General features: G+C 56.4%; 14 protein-coding genes. 13 read left to right on the forward strand and 1 reads right to left on the reverse strand.

All coding sequences use genetic code 11. The features are described from left to right. Positions 1-104 precede the first annotated feature (104 nt). Both ACPTTF_RS24640 and ACPTTF_RS24645 read left to right on the forward strand, forming a co-directional pair. Positions 105-476 carry a DUF485 domain-containing protein gene (locus ACPTTF_RS24640; RefSeq protein ID WP_423368593.1) on the forward strand — a complete coding sequence of 124 codons (372 nt, stop codon included), beginning with the start codon at positions 105-107 and terminating at the stop codon, positions 474-476. Further along, entirely contained in the window at positions 473-2,146 is a 1,674-nt protein-coding gene (locus ACPTTF_RS24645; RefSeq protein WP_423368594.1) for a cation acetate symporter, read from the forward strand. The genes ACPTTF_RS24640 and ACPTTF_RS24645 overlap by 4 nt, the downstream gene beginning before the upstream one ends. Positions 2,147-2,736: 590 nt before the next feature. On the opposite strand, the gene ACPTTF_RS24650 is transcribed toward ACPTTF_RS24645, so the two are convergent. Beyond that, positions 2,737-3,375, reverse strand: a complete 639-nt coding sequence (locus ACPTTF_RS24650) for a TetR/AcrR family transcriptional regulator (protein ID WP_423368595.1) — start codon at positions 3,373-3,375, stop codon at positions 2,737-2,739. A 58-nt stretch (positions 3,376-3,433) separates the two neighbouring features. Between ACPTTF_RS24650 and ACPTTF_RS24655 the strand changes: the two genes are divergently transcribed. From ACPTTF_RS24655 to ACPTTF_RS24705, 11 genes are all read left to right on the forward strand, one after another. Then, a complete protein-coding gene (locus ACPTTF_RS24655) occupies positions 3,434-4,114 on the forward strand; it encodes a DUF4336 domain-containing protein (RefSeq protein WP_423368596.1) in 681 nt (226 codons plus the stop codon). Positions 4,115-4,163: 49 nt separating this feature from the next. Next, entirely contained in the window at positions 4,164-5,783 is a 1,620-nt protein-coding gene (locus ACPTTF_RS24660; protein ID WP_423368597.1) for a DUF2306 domain-containing protein, read from the forward strand. Between the two features lie 341 nt (positions 5,784-6,124). After that, positions 6,125-6,592: a (2Fe-2S)-binding protein gene (locus tag ACPTTF_RS24665; RefSeq protein ID WP_126369818.1), complete on the forward strand. Its 468-nt coding sequence runs from the start codon at positions 6,125-6,127 to the stop codon at positions 6,590-6,592. Beyond that, entirely contained in the window at positions 6,589-8,886 is a 2,298-nt protein-coding gene (locus ACPTTF_RS24670) for a molybdopterin cofactor-binding domain-containing protein (protein WP_423368598.1), read from the forward strand. Before ACPTTF_RS24665 ends, ACPTTF_RS24670 begins: the two co-directional genes overlap by 4 nt. A gap of 322 nt (positions 8,887-9,208) precedes the next feature. Then, complete coding sequence (locus ACPTTF_RS24675) at positions 9,209-9,823, forward strand: NIPSNAP family protein (protein WP_423368599.1); 615 nt, start codon at positions 9,209-9,211, stop codon at positions 9,821-9,823. Between the two features lie 941 nt (positions 9,824-10,764). Continuing rightward, complete coding sequence (locus ACPTTF_RS24680) at positions 10,765-12,036, forward strand: nucleotidyltransferase domain-containing protein (protein WP_423368600.1); 1,272 nt, start codon at positions 10,765-10,767, stop codon at positions 12,034-12,036. Positions 12,037-12,589: 553 nt separating this feature from the next. After that, complete coding sequence (locus tag ACPTTF_RS24685) at positions 12,590-13,453, forward strand: SMODS domain-containing nucleotidyltransferase (RefSeq protein WP_423368601.1); 864 nt, start codon at positions 12,590-12,592, stop codon at positions 13,451-13,453. Then, positions 13,446-14,213, forward strand: a complete 768-nt coding sequence (locus ACPTTF_RS24690) for a hypothetical protein (RefSeq protein ID WP_423368602.1) — start codon at positions 13,446-13,448, stop codon at positions 14,211-14,213. The genes ACPTTF_RS24685 and ACPTTF_RS24690 overlap by 8 nt, the downstream gene beginning before the upstream one ends. A gap of 361 nt (positions 14,214-14,574) precedes the next feature. Further along, positions 14,575-16,011: an SMODS domain-containing nucleotidyltransferase gene (locus tag ACPTTF_RS24695; protein WP_423368603.1), complete on the forward strand. Its 1,437-nt coding sequence runs from the start codon at positions 14,575-14,577 to the stop codon at positions 16,009-16,011. A gap of 299 nt (positions 16,012-16,310) precedes the next feature. Then, complete coding sequence (locus ACPTTF_RS24700) at positions 16,311-16,937, forward strand: hypothetical protein (RefSeq protein WP_423368604.1); 627 nt, start codon at positions 16,311-16,313, stop codon at positions 16,935-16,937. A gap of 255 nt (positions 16,938-17,192) precedes the next feature. Beyond that, positions 17,193-17,789, forward strand: coding sequence for a plasmid pRiA4b ORF-3 family protein (locus ACPTTF_RS24705; protein WP_423368605.1), 597 nt, complete (start codon positions 17,193-17,195; stop codon positions 17,787-17,789). Positions 17,790-17,895 lie beyond the last annotated feature (106 nt).

Below are 17,895 nucleotides of genomic sequence, written 5' to 3' on the forward strand. Positions count from 1 at the left end.
TCACCTGAGACGGAAAATTCGGTCCAATAGAATAATAAAAATAAACGAACGCAGCGACGAGCGATTAATATTTTCGTGGTCGATTGAAAACACAGGAGACACTTGTGTCTGATAGCAATTTTGTGCCTATCCAGGCGAGTCACTCTGCGGCGGAAACAGCGCTGCAGTTCAGGAAAATTTACACGAATCGAAATTTCTCAAGATTGATTTCTAGTCGAAATCGTCTGGTCGGTTTGTTGCTGTTTGTTATTTTTACTGGATACTTTGGATTTATAGGTGTGGTGTGCTTTACCCCGGCAATCGCCGCCAAACCATTTCTCAACGGAACCGGACTGACGCTTGGGATTGCTGCCGAGTTGGTCTTGTTTCTGCTGTTTTTGATCATCTCGGCGATCTACGTATCGTTTGCGAATGGTAAGTTCGATCCCGTGCTCAGAGATATTGTAGAGAAGGCGAACAAAGGGGGAAGGCAATGAATCGCGCTGTCAAACTCATGGCCCCATTGTTTCTGGGAGCCGTGGCATCTCGTTTAGCCTGGGCCGATGTCACAATCGGAACAACATCGCGCCAACCCCTCAATGTTCACGCAATCGCGTTGTTTTTCTGCTTTGTTCTGGTTACCCTGGCGATTACTGTATGGGCCGCGAAGCGAACCCGATCTGCATCCGAGTTCTATAGTGCCGGCGGCGGTATCACCAGTCTGCAGAACGGGCTCGCGCTCGCGGGCGATTATATGTCCGCATCGACCCTTTTGGGAATCACCGCAATCATCTACGCGGACGGAATCGACGGATATATTTATTTGATCGCATTCTTTACTGGTTGGCCGGTGCTCTTGCTGTTGATGACCGATCGGTTGAGAAATCTCGGGAAGTTTACGTTTGCCGATGTGACGTCGTACCGTCTCGCACAGCGCCCGATTCGCGCCATGTCCGCGATTGGATCCCTGGTGGTGGTCTGTTTCTATTTGATTGCTCAAATGGTTGGTGCCGGGCAATTAATCAAGCTCCTGTTCGGGCTAGATTACAACTGGGCGCTGATCATTGTTGGCTTTCTGATGATGGCGTATGTCATTTTCGGTGGAATGGTGGCTACGACGTGGGTGCAAATAACGAAGGCATTTCTCCTGCTGATAGGGGGCACGATAGTGGCATTGCTCGCGTTTTCCAGCTTCCATTTTAGTTTTGAGACGCTTGTTTCTCGTGCGATGGAAGTTCACAAGCGCGGAGCGGCATTGTTGATGCCTGGTAAATTGCTGGGAGATCCGGTGGCCGCAATTTCATTAAGTCTCGGCCTTATATTCGGCACGGCGGGAATGCCTCATATTTTGATGCGCTTCTTTACGGTGAAGGATGCCAAGGAGGCGAGGAAGTCCGTCCTGTATGCCAGTGGATTCATCGGATATTTCTTCAACGTGCTGTTGATATTGGGGTTGGCGTCGATTGTTATTGTTAGCAAGGATCCGAGGTTTTTCGAGGCTGGCGATATCAATGGGAAGTTGTTGGGTGGTAGCAATATGGTGGCGATGCATCTCGCACATGCAGTCGGCGGCGACTTGATGTTCGGCTTCCTCGCGGCGATTACGTTCGCAACCATCCTCGCTGTTGTGTCGGGCTTGGCGCTTGCAGGCGCGTCCGCGATAGCACGTGACTTCTATGTTCACGTCATCCGTCGAGGGCAAGCGGACGAGTCCACGGAGCTGCGTCTTACGAAGCTCGCGACGCTAGCACTTGGTATCGTGGCAATCTTGCTCGGCATGGTCTTCCAAAAGGTGAACGTTGCGTTTATGGTGGCCATCGCATTCGGCGTGGCGGCCTCGGCCAATTTCCCCGTCCTGTTTCTTTCGATGTTCTGGCGAGGGCTTACGACGAAGGGAGCGCTGGCGGGGGGGTATGTAGGTCTTGCATCCGCTGTTGCGCTGGTCTGTGCCTCGAAGTCTGTGTGGGTCGATGTCTTGGGGCACGCCAATGCGATCTTTCCGTACTCGCAACCGGCGTTGTTCTCGATGCCGCTCGCATTCGCCGTCGCCATTGTCGTTTCGTGGTTGGATCGCAGCGACTCGGCCTTGTCGGAGCGCCAGCGGTTTTTTGATCTGTATGTACGCAGCCAGACTGGTGTCGGCGCAAGTGCCCCGACGTCACACTAGGTCGTTCATCATGGACGAAATGACGATGGGCGTCCCGATGGCGGCGATCGTGCGGTAGGCGCCGACGCGGAAGTGCGGGTTGGTGCCGGATTTCGTCCATGACAAGGCGGCGGTTGCTTTGGCCGGTTGGTCACGCGATCTGCCGCCCTCTCGAATTTCGAGCTGGGTCGAGGAGTGTAGCTCTGTATGAGCTCAACCCAGATACAGTCCGCGCAAACTGCAATGTACCCAATGGGTGCGACGATCGGTAGTGGAGATTGTCGCGCCGTCGTGGCCGACAGCGGCGCTCCGGTGCGAAGCCGGTCGATCAAGTCAGGGTTGGCGATGAACGGCCGGCCGATGCTGAACAGATCGGCGTCATCTGCGACCGGCGCCTTTTCGGCGAGGCCTAGCGTGTACTGGTTGTTCGCGATGCAATCGCCGTGGGGCGCCGCGAAGTTGACACCGTCATTTACCTCGCGGCTCAGCTGGGTCACACACTCAATGTCTGGGATATAACGACGTAGTGGTGAACCGACAATTGGTGTAAGTGCTTCCGAGGCTAAAACTCGATGGAGATACCATACCTTTTGCAGATTGTTAAGGTTTCCTTATTTGCCTATCGAGAGCGAATGTAGACCTTGCATCGCCCATTCGATTACCGCGCTTGCCGAGCTTTCATTTCCATCAAGTACATCCAGCTGGCGATCGATCATGAGCATACTCAGCCCATGAACCGTACTCCATGCCGCGATCGCATATTCACGGACTTGCCGTTCCGTGGAGGTGGATCCCAGTACCACACGGATGCCCGCAATCGTCGCGTCGAGGTTTGCCTGCCGAGCCATTTTGAGCAGTCCGTCGCCGCGGTGATCCAGCGCAAGTTTTCCAAACATCAGTTTGAATAGCGCCGGATGCGCCTTTGCAAACTCCACATAGGCAGAGCCCCCTGCGACAAACGCTGCCCGTGGCGAGCGCTCGCGCTTTGTAACGGCGCGATAGGCGTCGGCTTGAGCTGCGGTCAGCCGGCTGAATCCTTCAACGGCCAGCGCGACCAATAACGCGTCCTTGTTCTCGAAATGACGGTAGACGGCAGGAGGCGTCACGCCAATCAGGCTTGCCAGTTCCCGAACCGAAAAATCCGGTTCCCCGCTTTGTTCAATTAGTGACAGCCCGGTTTCCAGCACGACCTGACGAAGGTTGCCATGGTGGTAGCTGGAAGATGATGGATTCCTAGGGTTCACACTCATTTACATTGGTTGATGTAACGGTCGATGATGTTATCACTGGAAACATTATCGATTCGCCATGGACGACGATCTTCAGGAATTTGTAGAAGGCATCTGGATTGTATCGGCGCCGCACAGCTTTCTGGGGCTTCATGTCGGCACGCGCATGACCGTGATTCGCCTGCCATCGGGAAAACTCGTGCTCCATTCGCCAGTACCGACGTCGATAGCAACGCGAGCTGCGATTGCTGAGTTGGGGCCCGTCGCGCATATCGTTTGCCCGAACCTGTTTCATCACATGTATGCGGCGGAAGCCGTTGCCGCGTTTCCTGCCGCCTTGCTACACGGCCCGGCCGACTTGTGGCGCAAGCGACGTGACCTGCCGTTTGGCGCCGAGTTGTCGGAGACGCCGCACCCGGACTGGAAGGGGGTACTGCTGCCATTGACTATCCAGGGATGCCTGCTGCGGGAGACGGTGTTCTTTCATCCCGCCACCCGCACGCTGATTACCAGCGATCTAGTCGAGAACTTTCACCAGGCGTCGCACTGGCTCACACGTCAGTACCTTCGGCTCGGCGGACTGCTCGGTCAGGTCGGCTGGCATCCGCTGCTGCGCGTCGTGTACCGCGATCGCGCAGCAGCCCGAGCCAGCGTGGACAGGCTGCTGGAGTGGCCGTTCGAGCGCGTGGTGATCGCTCACGGCGAACCTTTGCTTCATGACGCCCGCGCGCTTGTGCGTGAGGGCATGGCTTGGCTTTGAACCCAACGATGAATTCGGGCACGCAAGCCGTGCCGCAAAGGAGTGATTGATGAAGAATCCAACCTACCCGAGAACACTGCCGCGCAGCGCGCAATCGTCGGGCACCTCGAGCCGGCTGCGTACCGGAGTAATCGGCCTGTTTACACTGTTTGCGATTGCGATGGGCCTCTTCGGCCTGATCGCAGTCGAAACCGGGCACCTGAACCTGATCACGACCTCGAGTTCGTCGCTTCTGTCGCAGAGGCTCGCCATTCAGCAAACCGTCGACGCAGGACAGGTGGTCAGTCTGCATCAGGCGTTCTCGGTTAGCGGTTGGTGGATGTACCTGATGGCCGCCGTGACCGGACAGCGATCCGTCTTTGGCAGCAACAGCTTCTGGGAAACGATGGTTTACTACGCCCAGATGCCGAGGAGCAACAACGTCATCCTCTCGTTCCACAGTATGCTGGGCGGCATGTGCATGACGTTCGGTGCTCTGCAATTCTGGCCAGCCCTGCGTCGCAACTATCCGCGTTGGCATCGTGGTGCCGGCCTGTTTTATATGATCACGGCACAGCTCGCGATGATCATGTCGATGATTTACATGGCGCGCACACCTGTCGCGCGCATCTACGACACCATCACCTTCGTAACGGGCCTGTGGTTCCTCGCGATCGGAGTGACGCTTACCTTGTGGATGTCGATTTTCCATCTGGTCCGTCGGGAATATGCGCAGCACCAAGCCTATATGAGCATCAACTATGGTCTCTTGTTGACGGCGCCGTTCACTCGCATCGACTGGACCTGGGCCGCGTTGACCTATCCGGGGATCAGTCAGGATACTTCGAACTATGCGGCGACGGCAGTATTAATCGCACAGTGCCTCCTGCTCGGGTATCTGCTGCTTTGCATGAATCGGTGGTTGCAGCAATCGCGTCCCGTCACGCAAGTGCGCCCCGCGCTGCCGCCGACACTTGGACGAGCGATTTCCCGCACCGGCGTCGTAGCATTGGGCGCACTCTGTGTTGCTGGTTTACTCACCGTGGCGAATCACTATCTGGTAGCGCCTGGGCTGGATCAATACGCCGCCGGAAAAGCGTTGCTTCCGCAAGGTCTGATCGCATTCCAGAGCAGGGTACTTGGTCACGCATTCGCTTCCCGCTGGATCTATGCAATCACAGCCATTGGTGCCTGCGTGATCACGCCGATCCTGTTCTATCTGGCTTTCTGGTCCGGGCAGGCATATAAGCGCAATCGGGTATTCGCTCTGGCCACACTTCTTGGCTTGTTTGCAGCAGTGAATGGTCTGACGCTGCTGCACTGGAGTGTGCTGCTTGGTGGGCCGACAACCACGTCCGTTTCTGGTGGGGCGCCCTATATGATGAACGGCGCTTCCGAGCTTTTCTTCGCCGTGCTGCTGCTAAGCGCGGTGCTTCGTCAGCGCGACGTGCTGGTCAAGGAGTGGAGCGTGTTTGCAATTGCCTGTGTTCTGGCGTTACCGAGCTTCTACGGCTTCTTGCCGGTGTTCGGTTGGCTCTATGGTGTTCTTGCCGTCCCGTACCTACAGCATTACATCGAAATCGCCAGTCTCTATCGCGTTGCCCTGACCGTCGGCCTGATCACCTCGGTATTGATCGCCTCGGTGTATGCCGTATATGGCAGTGCGACACAGGAGAAATTTGCGCGCTGATTGCGTGCGAATTTCGGATTGGACTGCTCGACCGGGAGAAAGAGCAAAATTTATGCAACCTCTCTTGGATCGGCCGAGTGTTCGATAGACGCGCTTTGTCCGTGACAGGGACACTGGACGCAACAGTCGCCTTCCGGGACGCGCAGTGCCGGCTTTGGCCTGCCGTTACAGAGGAGCCGCAGCCTGCTCGGCTGCTGTTCTCGCGGATTGCGTATTCTGACTGGTCACCAGACAGCCAACCCAGGTTATTCGCATCCGGGTGCTTGACATTAAAGTTTGGTTTGACCTTAAGGTGCGGGTAGTCGGCTAAGCCATCGTGATATGAGGCAAGGAAGCAATACATGGATCTTGACGTCAACCACCAACGGGTCAACATCGATTGCGACCCGGCCACCCCGTTGCTGTGGGTGCTGCGTGACCACCTGAACCTGACGGGCACGAAATTCGGCTGCGGCGTCGCTGCTTGCGGCGCGTGTACCGTGCATTTGGATGGTACGGCGGTGCGATCTTGTGTCCTGCCCGTGGCAGCGGTCGCAGGCAAGCGCATCACCACGATCGAAGGGCTGGCCGAATCCTCGGGCAAGCGCCATGCGTTGCAGCAGGCATGGGTTGACGAACAGGTACCGCAGTGCGGCTATTGCCAGTCGGGCATGCTAATGGCGGCGGCAGATTTGTTGACGAGGCAACCTGACCCGAGTGATGCGGATATCGACACGGCCATCACGAACCTGTGTCGTTGCGGGACGTATCCGCGCGTGCGCATCGCCATCAAGCGTGCGGCGAAAGCGCTGCGGGAGGGTCACGCATGAGTGCCGACACCACGATTGCACGCCCCGGGCGGCGCCGATTTCTGCTGGGGGCGATTGGCCTTGGCGGTGCGCTGGTGGTGGGCTGGGGTGTGATGCCTCCGCGCAGCCGGCTCGGTGATCCCGCGGTGTTTCCCGAAACGTCTGATCAGATTGCCCTGAATGGCTGGATCAAGATCACGTCGGAAGGCAATGTGATCCTGGCAATGCCGCGTGTCGAGATGGGGCAGGGTATCCACACGGGGCTGTCGATGTTGGCCGCAGAGGAGCTTGATATTCCGCTGGCGCGGGTGAGCATCGAGTCGTCGCCCATCGAACGCATCTACGGTAATGTCGTTGCCATGGGTGACAGCTCGCTGCCGCTGCATCCGGACGACGCGGACAAGATCTGGGCGCGCGCACTGCATTGGATCATGGCCAAGAGTGCGCGCGAGATCGGCCTCATCATCACCGGTGGCAGCAGCAGCATGGCCGACGGCTGGCAACCGGTGCGCGAGGCCGCCGCAACCGCGCGCGCCACGCTAGTGGAGGCGGCCGCGCGAGAATGGGGCGTGCAGTCAACGCTGGTGACGGTGCGGGAAGGGCAACTTATTGGCCCGGGCGGCAAGCAGATGCCTTTCAGCGCCGTCGCGCAGAAGGCGCGCGAGATTGCTCCGCCGTCCAATGTCACGCTCAAGCCCGCTTCGCAATACCAGTTGGTGGGCAAGCCTGCGCCGCGCAACGACATCGCCGCCAAGACGGATGGCAGTGCCCGCTTTGCCATCGACATGAGGCCACCCGGCATGCTGTATGCGGCCGTCGTCATGTGTCCGGTATTTGGCGGCAAGCTCAAGACCTTCCAGTCGAAAGCAGCCCTTGTGATGCCCGGCGTGCGGTATGTCGTGCCGTTTGAGGGCTCGACGGGCGGCGCTCCTGGCGTCGCCGTGGTCGCGGACCATTACTGGCAGGCACGTCAGGCCCTGGTGACGCTCGAACCCGAGTGGGACAACGGGCCGCATGCCACCCTCGATTCGGCTGGCATCCACCAACAGCTTGTCGGTGCACTGGACAGTGACAAGGGTGGCTTCACCTACCGTTCGACGGGTGATGGGCTGAAGGCCTTTGAGAATGCACAGGGTGCGACCATTGTCGAGGCCGAATACAGTGCGCCGTACCTTGCGCATGCCGCCATGGAGCCTATCAACTGCACGGCGCAGGTGACCAAGGATCGGGTGCAGCTTTGGGCGCCCACGCAGGTCGCCACGCTGGCCCAACTGGTCGCGGCCCGGGCGGCAGGCGTGAGCCGGGACAAGGTGCACATCGATATCCCGCTCATCGGCGGCGGTTTCGGGCGGCGGTTGGAGTCGGACTTTGTCGGCCAGGCGGTGACGATCGCCGCCAGGACGGAAGGCCGCCCGGTGCAGGTGATCTGGGCGCGCGAAGATGACATCAAGCACGACTTCTACCGCCCACAGGCCATCGCGCGGCTGAAGGCCCGCGTCGAGAATGGCAAGGTGACGGCCATCGCCTCGCGAAGTGCCGGCCAGTCGATCCTGGCCGGCGAGTTGGAGCGCCTGTTCGGTGCGCCGTCGCTCGGCATCGACCGCTATACGGCCGAAGGCTTGTTCGACCAGCCGTACGAGATCGAGCACGAACACATTGCGCATCTGGTGGTTGACTTGCCGGTGCCGATCGGATTCTGGCGCAGCGTCGGCCACTCCTACGCGGGGTTCTTCCTGGAAGGCTTCCTGAACGACGTGGCGGCTGCCGCCAAGCTCGATCCGCTGGCGATGCGGCGCGACCTGCTCAAAGCGCATCCGCGTGAGCTGAACGTGCTCGACATCGCGGCGCAGGCGGCAGGCTGGGGCCAGCCGCTCGCGCCCGCCGCCGATGGCGCACCGCGTGCGCGCGGGCTGGCGCTGCACAACTCATTCGGCTCAGTGGTGGCACAGGTGGTGGAGGTGTCGCTCAAGGATGGCAAGCCACGCGTGCATCGCGTCGTCTGCGTGGCGGACTGCGGAACGGTGGTCAACCCCGGTATCGTCGCGCAGCAGATGGAAAGCGGGATCATCTTCGGGCTGAGCGCAGCCTTGTACAGCCAGATTGAGATCAAGGACGGAAGGGTCATTCAATCCAACTTCCCCGACTATCCGGTGCTGAAGATGGCGGAGGCGCCAGTGATCGAAACCCATGTCGTCCCGAGCACAGCCGAACCGACCGGAGTCGGTGAAATTACCGTGCCTCCGGTCGCGCCAGCCGTGGCACACGCCGTCGCTCAACTCACCGGCAAGTCGGTCCGGCAGCTACCGATGGTGTAGGTAACCAGTTCTGGAGGCGAGGAACAGTGGAGGTTTTGGCCACGCTCAAAGAATCTTTAGGTAGGCGAGCGATGTGCAAGCGGCGGTTGTCAAATCGAATTTTCAGCCTGGTTTGGCCCGCTGATTGCTACGGCCGGAGCAGGGGTTAAGCGAACCGCCCTCTCCTGGTCACTTTTCCCTGGGGCGGGTTGACTACGTACATCAACGAACGCTTCTCTTCCGGGGCTGCGCAGAAGCGGCGCATTCTTCGAATGCGGCACGCGGGCCGGACGCGTTGCATCGAAGCGGCCGGGTCTCATTCACGGGACGAAGGAGTATCGAAATGCTATATGAGCTGACGACCTTGTCATGTCCGCTGCTGGAGCAAGACGCCATCTCCGCTGGCGCGCATCGCTGGGTGTCGGATGCAGGCGCCGCGGGTCGCCTCCTTGGCGCTTGGCGCTCGGAGATCGGCGAACTGGGGCGGATCGTCGTGTTGCGCGGCTTCGAGCATGCCGATGAGTTGCAGCAGGAACGCCGTCGCGCGTTGATGAGTGACGGGCCATTCAATATCGGCGGCCACGACGTCGGCATCACGATGGAAAGCCACGCGCTGTTTCCCTTTCTGCGCGAAATCACGCCAATGAAACTGGGCCGCTTCTACGAGCTTCGCCGCTACTGGCTCAAACCAGCAGGGCTGGCGCCGACGATCGCTGCATGGAAGGAAGCTGTCGGGCCTGCCGAAGCCTACACGTCTCACCTCGTCGCGAACATGTACGCGATCGACGGCCTGCCGCGAATCACGCATATCTGGGGATTCGCGAGCCTCGAGGAACGCATGACATTGAGGGCACGCCACTACGCCGAAGGACTGTGGCCGCCCAAGGGCGGCCCGCAACAGATCGAGCAGGCGACCTCGACGATTTGCTTGCCGGAAGCGTGGTCGCCGCTGTGTTGAAAGTCTTCCGGCGTCAACGCCGCTAGCCCGTCTCAGGGCGCTCCGGACCGCTCTGGACATGATGCAATCAGTGCGCAGCGCGAAGTAAGAGTTCCCAAATTCCTCGTACCTGTAGCGTCTTATCAATGTGGAAAGATAATTAATCTTATCACTATAGCATGATTTATTCGCAAAACTGATCGACTGGAAAATGCGCCTAGCCTCCGCACCTTCGTGCGCTCCGGTCATCAATAGTGCGTCGAACGCCGATGAATCGGCCGTGCCGCCTGTCTGGATTGCAGACACCGTCAATTGCACGACGGGGAGCGATACACGCCAGCGTGGATTCAGGTAGGGCAGTCGAACCGCTGCGTCCTCGTCGGCGGGTGGTGCCGTCGGCTGATGTGGCAGTCGAACGGCGGGAGATCCCATCAGCGCGGTCTGCCATTCAGACGGTGAGCATTTACGCCGTCTCCGACGGAATCGGGGCGCAGCGGCATGCGCGTGTACCGGTTCCTCAGACCACCGTGACGACAAGGAAGGCGCTGCGAAGGTTGTCGATGCGTCGGCCGGCTTTGCCATAAAACGCCGTCAATGGACGCCAACACCCGCTTTGATTCAAGCTATTGACGAGGAAGCACTGGGATTGCCATGGTGTCCTGGCATTTAGGCGGCTAAACGCTTATAGCGATCCAAGCATAAGTCGACCACCCTTCATAACCACAAGGATTATGGTGGGAAATTGCACTTACCCTGTTCATCCCGCCTCTTTGCACGAGAAATCACGGGCTACCACGCGCAAACGATTGCTTGTTGTTTTGTTACAAAAAATACTGCCGCTCGTGTTTAGTTGGAATGGTGCTCCCCAGAAAAGGCACTACACTTGGGGTGAATCATTCTAGTCGACACTAGATCTAGTATTTTTTTGGGGTGCCGGCTCTTTTTAAGGAAATGGAGAGAAGATGGCTGGGTCTACCGCAATTTCCGATTCCCTGGCAGCGCGATTTCACCGTCCCGCGGCATCCGATCTGTCTCGGCGCTTTTTCTTTCTGGTCGATGCGATTGCGCGTGACCATGAGCCCACTGCGACCCAACTTGAGCGACTGGCGTCTTCCTACGAAGGCACCGCCGATTTCCTCGCGAGCCGGGATGAATTTGCCGACTTGCTGATCAAAATCCATCCGCATGGTTCTCGACAGCTTGGCACTATGGTGCGCCCGCTGCGAACCTCAACTGACGGCTTCGACGTCGATCTGATTGCGTTGTTGAGCTCCGACGCTCGTGGTCGGTATTTGACGCACGGCGGCCCGGCTTCACTCATCAACGATTTTTACTGGGCCTTAAAAGGCTATGCCGACTACCATGGTATGACGATCCGACGATGGGAGAGGTGTGTCACGTTGGGGTATGCGGATGGCATGAGTGCAGATATCGCGCCGGTGATTGAGGCGCCGCTTTTGTCGGCACCGTTTGGCGACACCCATGCACTGATCCCGGATCGCGCGGTGATGAAGTACGAGTCGACTAATCCGCAGGGATATGCAAAACATTTCGATCAGGCAGCCGCGATTTCACCAGTCTTCCGAGAGCGCATCGTAGTCGCGAAAGCAATGGATTCTGCTGATAGGGCGGAGGTTGTGCCACTCGCAAACGCCGACGAAGTGTTTAATCGGCTGCTTTGTCGTTTCGTGCAACTGCTCAAGCTGCACCGGAACAGCAAATTCTCGGTCAGCGCAGAACTGAAGAAGCTTACACCGACATCGGTGTTCGTCACGACCTTGGCGGCGTTGGCCTACGCGCGGCTTGCACCGGTTCAGCACGATAGTCCGCTGGACCTGCTCCTTGATATGGTCAAGATGATGCCGAACTTGTTTCATCGAACCACGTTACTGAATGGCGCGGAAGAGTGGAATTTGCCTAATCCGTCGGCCCCCAAGGACAACTTGGCGAGCGCTATGAACAATCAAGGCAAGCAAGAGGCGTTCGAAGGTTGGATAGGTGTCCTGGCGCACGACCTGGGCAAACTGCATGAGGCGGTCGACCGCAACTTGGGCAACGATGTACTGATTAGCATCGTCGGTAGTGCGTTCGGCGCACGGTCTGCGAGCACGTTGAAAGCTGAACTGACGAGCGCGCGAGAGAGTAATCGTGTGGCAGGACGGGTTGCTCTAGTGACGGCGACGGCAGCGACGCGGACGTTGCCGGCACGAGCCCACAATTTCCATGGTGATTGATGCGACCCGGACAGGTGATTATCCCATCGCTCACCCAGAGGCGAATGGAGCTTGAGCGCCTCGCGTTGCCAGATGCTGTCGTCGAAATTTTTTCCGGGCGTGAACTGCGGTATTGCTTTTCCGTTGCGCCGGGCGAATTCTCACGTTTCTATCGGTGTTTACTCACGGTTCGGAAAGGATATGTCGCGCCAGACGTATTCGTGCTGCAGCCGGATTTGTCGATCTTGGCCTCTGGTCGCCGTCTACCGCACACTTACCGACACAAAGGTCGTGGTACCCACCTTTGTCTGTTTTCGCCCCAGTACCGCGAGTGGGCGCCTCAGATGGACCTAGCAGGAACTCACGTCGCGTGGGCGGTAGAGTGGCTTGGATATTTCGAAGAGTGGTTGCTGACTGGGGAGTGGGCCGGCGGGGGGACCCATCCGGTCCGAACTACACGCTCTCAACAAATATGTGCACGTGCATCAATTGCTAGAGGATGGCGTACACGTGCGGCGGTGGGCGAACGGTGACAGCACAGAAGGGGTGAAATCACACCAAGGGTGGGGAAAGCGTGACATACACGGTAGATGGTGCGTTCTCGGATTTCTATCAAACGATCAATCTCCCAGGTGATTTTCGTGCGTTGGCGGCAATTCGGCGGAATCACATTGTCGGATTGCTTGGAAAGCGATTTGACGTGATTGATAGCTTTGCGGGCGGATCGATTCCAAAATTCACGGCTTTAAAGAAGGCGGATCTTGACATATTCGTGGTGCTACATTTTAGAAAGCACTGCTATAACAAGCTTCCGTCAGAGGTTCTTCTTGCGGTGCGTCAGGCGTTGAATGCGAAGCCTAGCGTTCGACGAAACGGCCAAGCCGTCACGTTGAAATATACTTCGTTTCCCGACGTAGACGTGGTGCCGGTATTCTTTACGAGCCACGACGGGATGAGGTACGATGAGGCTCAGTTTCTGAATGTTCCGGATATGAACACCGAGACATGGATAAAATCTCGTCCAAAGGATCATGTTGATGCCATTGACGCACAGGCAGTGAGTTGTGGGCAAAACTTTAGAAAGGCTGTAAAGATTTTGAAGCACTGGAATGCGCATCACGGGCACTTGCTTCGCAATTACTATATTGAGTGCGTCGCACTGCAGCAACTTGCGCCTGGAGATTTGGCGACGTTGCCGCAGGCGCTGGCAAATTTTTTTCGAGTACTGTCCAGCACAGTGCTGTCGCCATACTATTACCGTGGTGATCAAGTCGATGACTATGTCACCCTTGAGAATCGCTTGATACTCTACAGAAAACTTGTGCAGGCTCGGGATGCTGCCAATACTGCCTGGCTTATGGGGGTGTTGGGGGCTGCTGATCAAGCAATAAGTCAATGGCGTAGCATTTTTTGGAGTCAATTTCCATCGTATGGCTAACGTAAATCGGCAGGACCCTATTCGCGAGCGATATTATAGCCCCCTGGAGCGAGCGGAATTTTGGGGTAATTTAATTTTTATTTTTGCGACAGGGATTTCCATTTTCCTTGTCACGGTGAGTCGAGAGAGTAATATTAAATTATACAATCTTCTTCAGATGATGCTGGTTGTATTAGCGTTTGTTAGTTTTTCAATAGGCGTCGTTGCAAGGTTGTATTTTTTCCCGCGTGCGACGCAGGCGCGAGCGGCAGACCAGCTTTCGAATAGTTTTGGGGTGCCGCTAGCTCAGCATTCGACCACGGGATATTACAACAATCCACTTGCTAATGGGCATAGTAGATTGGCGGCTACCACGCTTGAAAATTGCTTTTTTAGCATGGAAATTGTGAAAGAAATGTGTTTGTGGACGCGGGTTCAAGCTTTGGCGGCGATAGTTGTTTTTATTTTCATGCTCAGAGAGGATGATTTGGCTTTCGCGGCAATCGCCGCGGCTACGATCTTTGGTGAGCAGATCGTCGTCCGCTGTATTCGACTCGAGTATTTTAGATCGCGGTGCGAAATGGTGTACGAAAGACTTTATTCGCTATTTTTAAATAAACCTGGTGATACGATTTTTAACGCAACTGCGATAGAGCAATTCAATGTGTATGAATCAACCAAGTCTGTTGCAGCGGTTACGCTTTCCAGTCGAATTTTCAGTAAAATGAATGATGCGTTGACCATTGAATGGGAAGCGCGGCGTCGTGCTCTGAATATCTAATGTCGCAAGTCCATCACAGAGTATATGGGCTGTAGCCCTCCAGTACGCATCGAGCCACTTGAGCGCAGATATGAAACCGGCATCTGCAGATTGCGTTTCGATACATGTGGTTGACAGGAGAGGGGGCGCATGCCTATGCCGCAAGTATGGTAGGCGCTCTTATTCATCACGGTGTTTTTCGGAGTTGAGCTTTCGTTCGTCGAGTTGAGTAAAACACCATCTACCAGCACAGAGGGCGAATTCCTCTTGTGTGCAGGTGGGCGTACGAACGCATGAGAGCAGTGAGCGAAGACCAAGCGCATCACGCGGCCAGGAACGTGGTGGAGGGTGCCAAGATGGTGATCGAGAAGGGAGCAAAAACATGAAACTCATAGACCTATTCAATACTTTCCTTCGCGACGAGGTCAACCTCAATCAGACTCGCGTCGACCTGCTTGAAGGCAGTGTTGAGGCGGTGAAAATGGCCATCAAGGGCTCAGCCTGGGGGCCCAAGATCGTAAGCTTCGCAGCGCACGGCTCCTGGGCTCACGGGACCATCATCAAGCCTCTTTCGGGCGACGAATTCGATGCTGATTTGGTGGTTTTCGTTGAGCCCGTTTCCGGCTGGGAAGCGAAAGACTACGTTAACAAGTTGGGAGGCTTATTCGATGGGCACAGCACCTACAAGGACAAAGTGCGTCGCTATTCACACTGCGTGACCATCGAATATGCGGGCGATCGTCGCATCGATATCGCTCCGTGTGTAAAGGGGCGACTCGGTGGGAATACTTATGAAGTCTGCAATCGGGGATCGAACACTTTTGAGGCGTCTTCGCCATTGGCGTACACAACCTGGGTAACGGGCCGAAACGCCGTCGCTGGTGGTAACGATCTCAAGAAGGTCACACGATTGCTGAAGTATCTGCGGGACATTAAGACGAACTTTACCTGCCCGTCCTTCCTTTTTACTACGCTGGTTGGTTCGCATATTTTTGATGGGGACAAGGACAGCGCAGCATTCGCGGACACGCCGACGTGCTTGAGAACGGTCGTCGGCCGCCTCGATAACTGGCTTCAGCAGCGCGAGGTGTTACCCGAAATTCGTAATCCCGTACTGAGCTCGGAGGTGCAGAGTCGTGTCTGGGACCAAACGCAGTACTCCAACTTTCGCGAAAAAATCAATCTCTATCGCGGCTGGATCGATGACGCATATGACGAGGCAGATCGCGATGAGTCTATCGGTAAGTGGCGTCGTGTCTTCGGTGACGAGTTTGCCGCCGCCGAGGCCAAGGAATCGGCACGCATAAGCGAATCCGTTGTTGCAAAAAGCACAGCCGTTGTCGTTGCCGGCCAGATTCGCGACCTAGTTGATCTGATTAAGCAAAAAGGTCACGCAGCCCTCCCGGGACGCATGGCTAGTTTGCCTTATGTACAACGGCCTAAGTGGCGTACGGCAACCCAGCAGATCACCATCAAGGTAGGGGCCGAACTGTTGACATCAAGGAACGGAACGAATCTCGGCCAGGTCACATCACTCGACCCGTTGACGTCCGGCCGTGCCATTCGGTTTACCGCGACGAACAGCGTCGGTGTTCCGTTTCCGAGCAACTATAAGGTCGAATGGCGGATCACCAATACCGACAAAGCAGCGTATAACGCGAACTCGTTGCGTGGAGGTTTCTATAGTAGCGATGCAGGTTTTTCCAGAACGGAAGATCTGCGCTATCGCGGAGTGCATTTCGTCGAAGCTTTCCTCGTTGGAAAGAGCGATGGAAGGTTGTATGGAAAATCAGCGCCGTTCTACGTCGTAATCGAATGAGCAAGCATTAGATTGGATTCGATTTCGTCGGGACATAGGGCTATAGGGGAGGGGGAGATTTGACGTCAATAGTGTGTTGGCTGAATCAGGAAGATTTTTTCAGTGGTGTGTGGGCCGTAAGCGACTCTCGAGTGTCCGGTGCGGGAGGTGTTTGGACAGACAATTGTCCCAAGCTTTTTTCAATACATGCCAACTGCTTTGACTCCAAGAGTGACTATTCACGTAGGCGACCGAAGCGCGTCCTCTCTTTCGGTTTCGGGTTCGCGGGCAGTACACTTGTAGGCGCCAACGTCAAGGAGATGCTTGCAACTGTTTTGGGTGATCTCCAGGAGTTACATTACTACGATGCACCCAACTATACGTTCGAAGAACGAAGGCCCACACTGGCCGATATCGCGGAGCTGGCACGGAAGTTGGCCGAGAAATACATCCAGAGCATCGGCGTCCATTACCCGACCAACGCGAAATGTGAACTGATCATCTTTGGTTTCTGTATAAAGAGTGAAAAATTTAGAATATTTAAGATACTCAACAGCCCTGAAACCCCGGCATCTGTAAATGTCGCTGAGTGTCCCGTCAGCGACAGCAAATTCGTGGTTCTCGGAGATCAAAGAGTATTTATCCGTGAGCACATTCTCTCGCTGCGAGAAAAATTCCAAGTCGGTTCCCCAAACTGGCGGAGAGCACCAATTACGACGCTTGCAGCAGTTCTTCGTGAGGACGAAATCGATTCAATCGGTGGATATCTGCAGCTATGCGCAGCGTCCCATTATGATGTCAGGCACCTGCCGATTACTGTAACGGGAGAATGTCGCTGGCCTTTTGTCGGATTTGATCTTTGCCGAGACATCGGCCATATAGGCGGATTTCTCCCCGGAATGTCGCTTGGTCTCAGTGCGCCTGGACCTGACGGTTGGTCGGAGTGAGAGGCCAGATTGCTCTGACCGGTGGACAGATCAGACCATGTCCTGATTGCCCGTGCTGCGAGCCAAGCTGGCAATTTCGAGCGAGTGGGTATCGAACAGATATCTTTTTCTATTTTACATAAGAGAATCTAACGAATTAAGCGATTCTCGGAAACCAAGCCGAACCGAAACGATGTTGGATTCTCGCTCGCAAGTAGATCCTGGCGAATCATCCTAGGGCGATAATAGTGCAGATTCTCGTTCTCCGGAGATCGAATGCCGAAATCGTTCCAGCGCTTCACCCTCAAAGTGGCGCTTCAGCACCTCGATCCGCCCATCTGGCGTCGGATCGAGGTCGAAGGAACTGAATCGCTGCGCAAGCTGCATCACATTCTGCAAGCAGCTTTCGGGTGGGAAGACGCCCATCTCCACGACTTCCTGATCGACGGCATGACCTACGCCATGTTCGAGATCGACGATGTGGTGGACTTTGCTGACGCGGGCACGACTGCGGATGACCGAAAGATTCGTCTGCAGGCGGTCCTGAAGCCAGGTTCGCACTTCGTTTACCGATACGACTTTGGGGACGGCTGGAATCACAGCGTCGCCGTCGAGAAGATGGAAACAATCGAGGGCCAACCTTGGGGAGAAGCCCAAGTCATTGGCGGCGCCCGTGCTTGTCCGCCGGAGGACGTTGGCGGGCCATCGGGTTATGAGAGGTTCCTGAATACGCTATCCAACGAGCCGGACAGTGAAAAGGCAGAGCGTTGTCGAAACTGGATCGGGTCCGGCTTCGACGCGGAATTGTTCGATTTGCGTGCTGCCAATGCAGCGCTGTTGCGCATGGCTTCCAACCGTTGGGGCAATCGGTAACTCAGACTGCGTCAAGACTCTGGGCGGAGTGAAGACGGTGCGGCTGGACTTCATGACTCTAACGAGACTGCCGTATGTCGATAGAACCTTAGCGCAACGCCGATAA

This window comes from Burkholderia crassaminum, assembly GCF_964265005.1.
Lineage (GTDB): Bacteria > Pseudomonadota > Gammaproteobacteria > Burkholderiales > Burkholderiaceae > Burkholderia.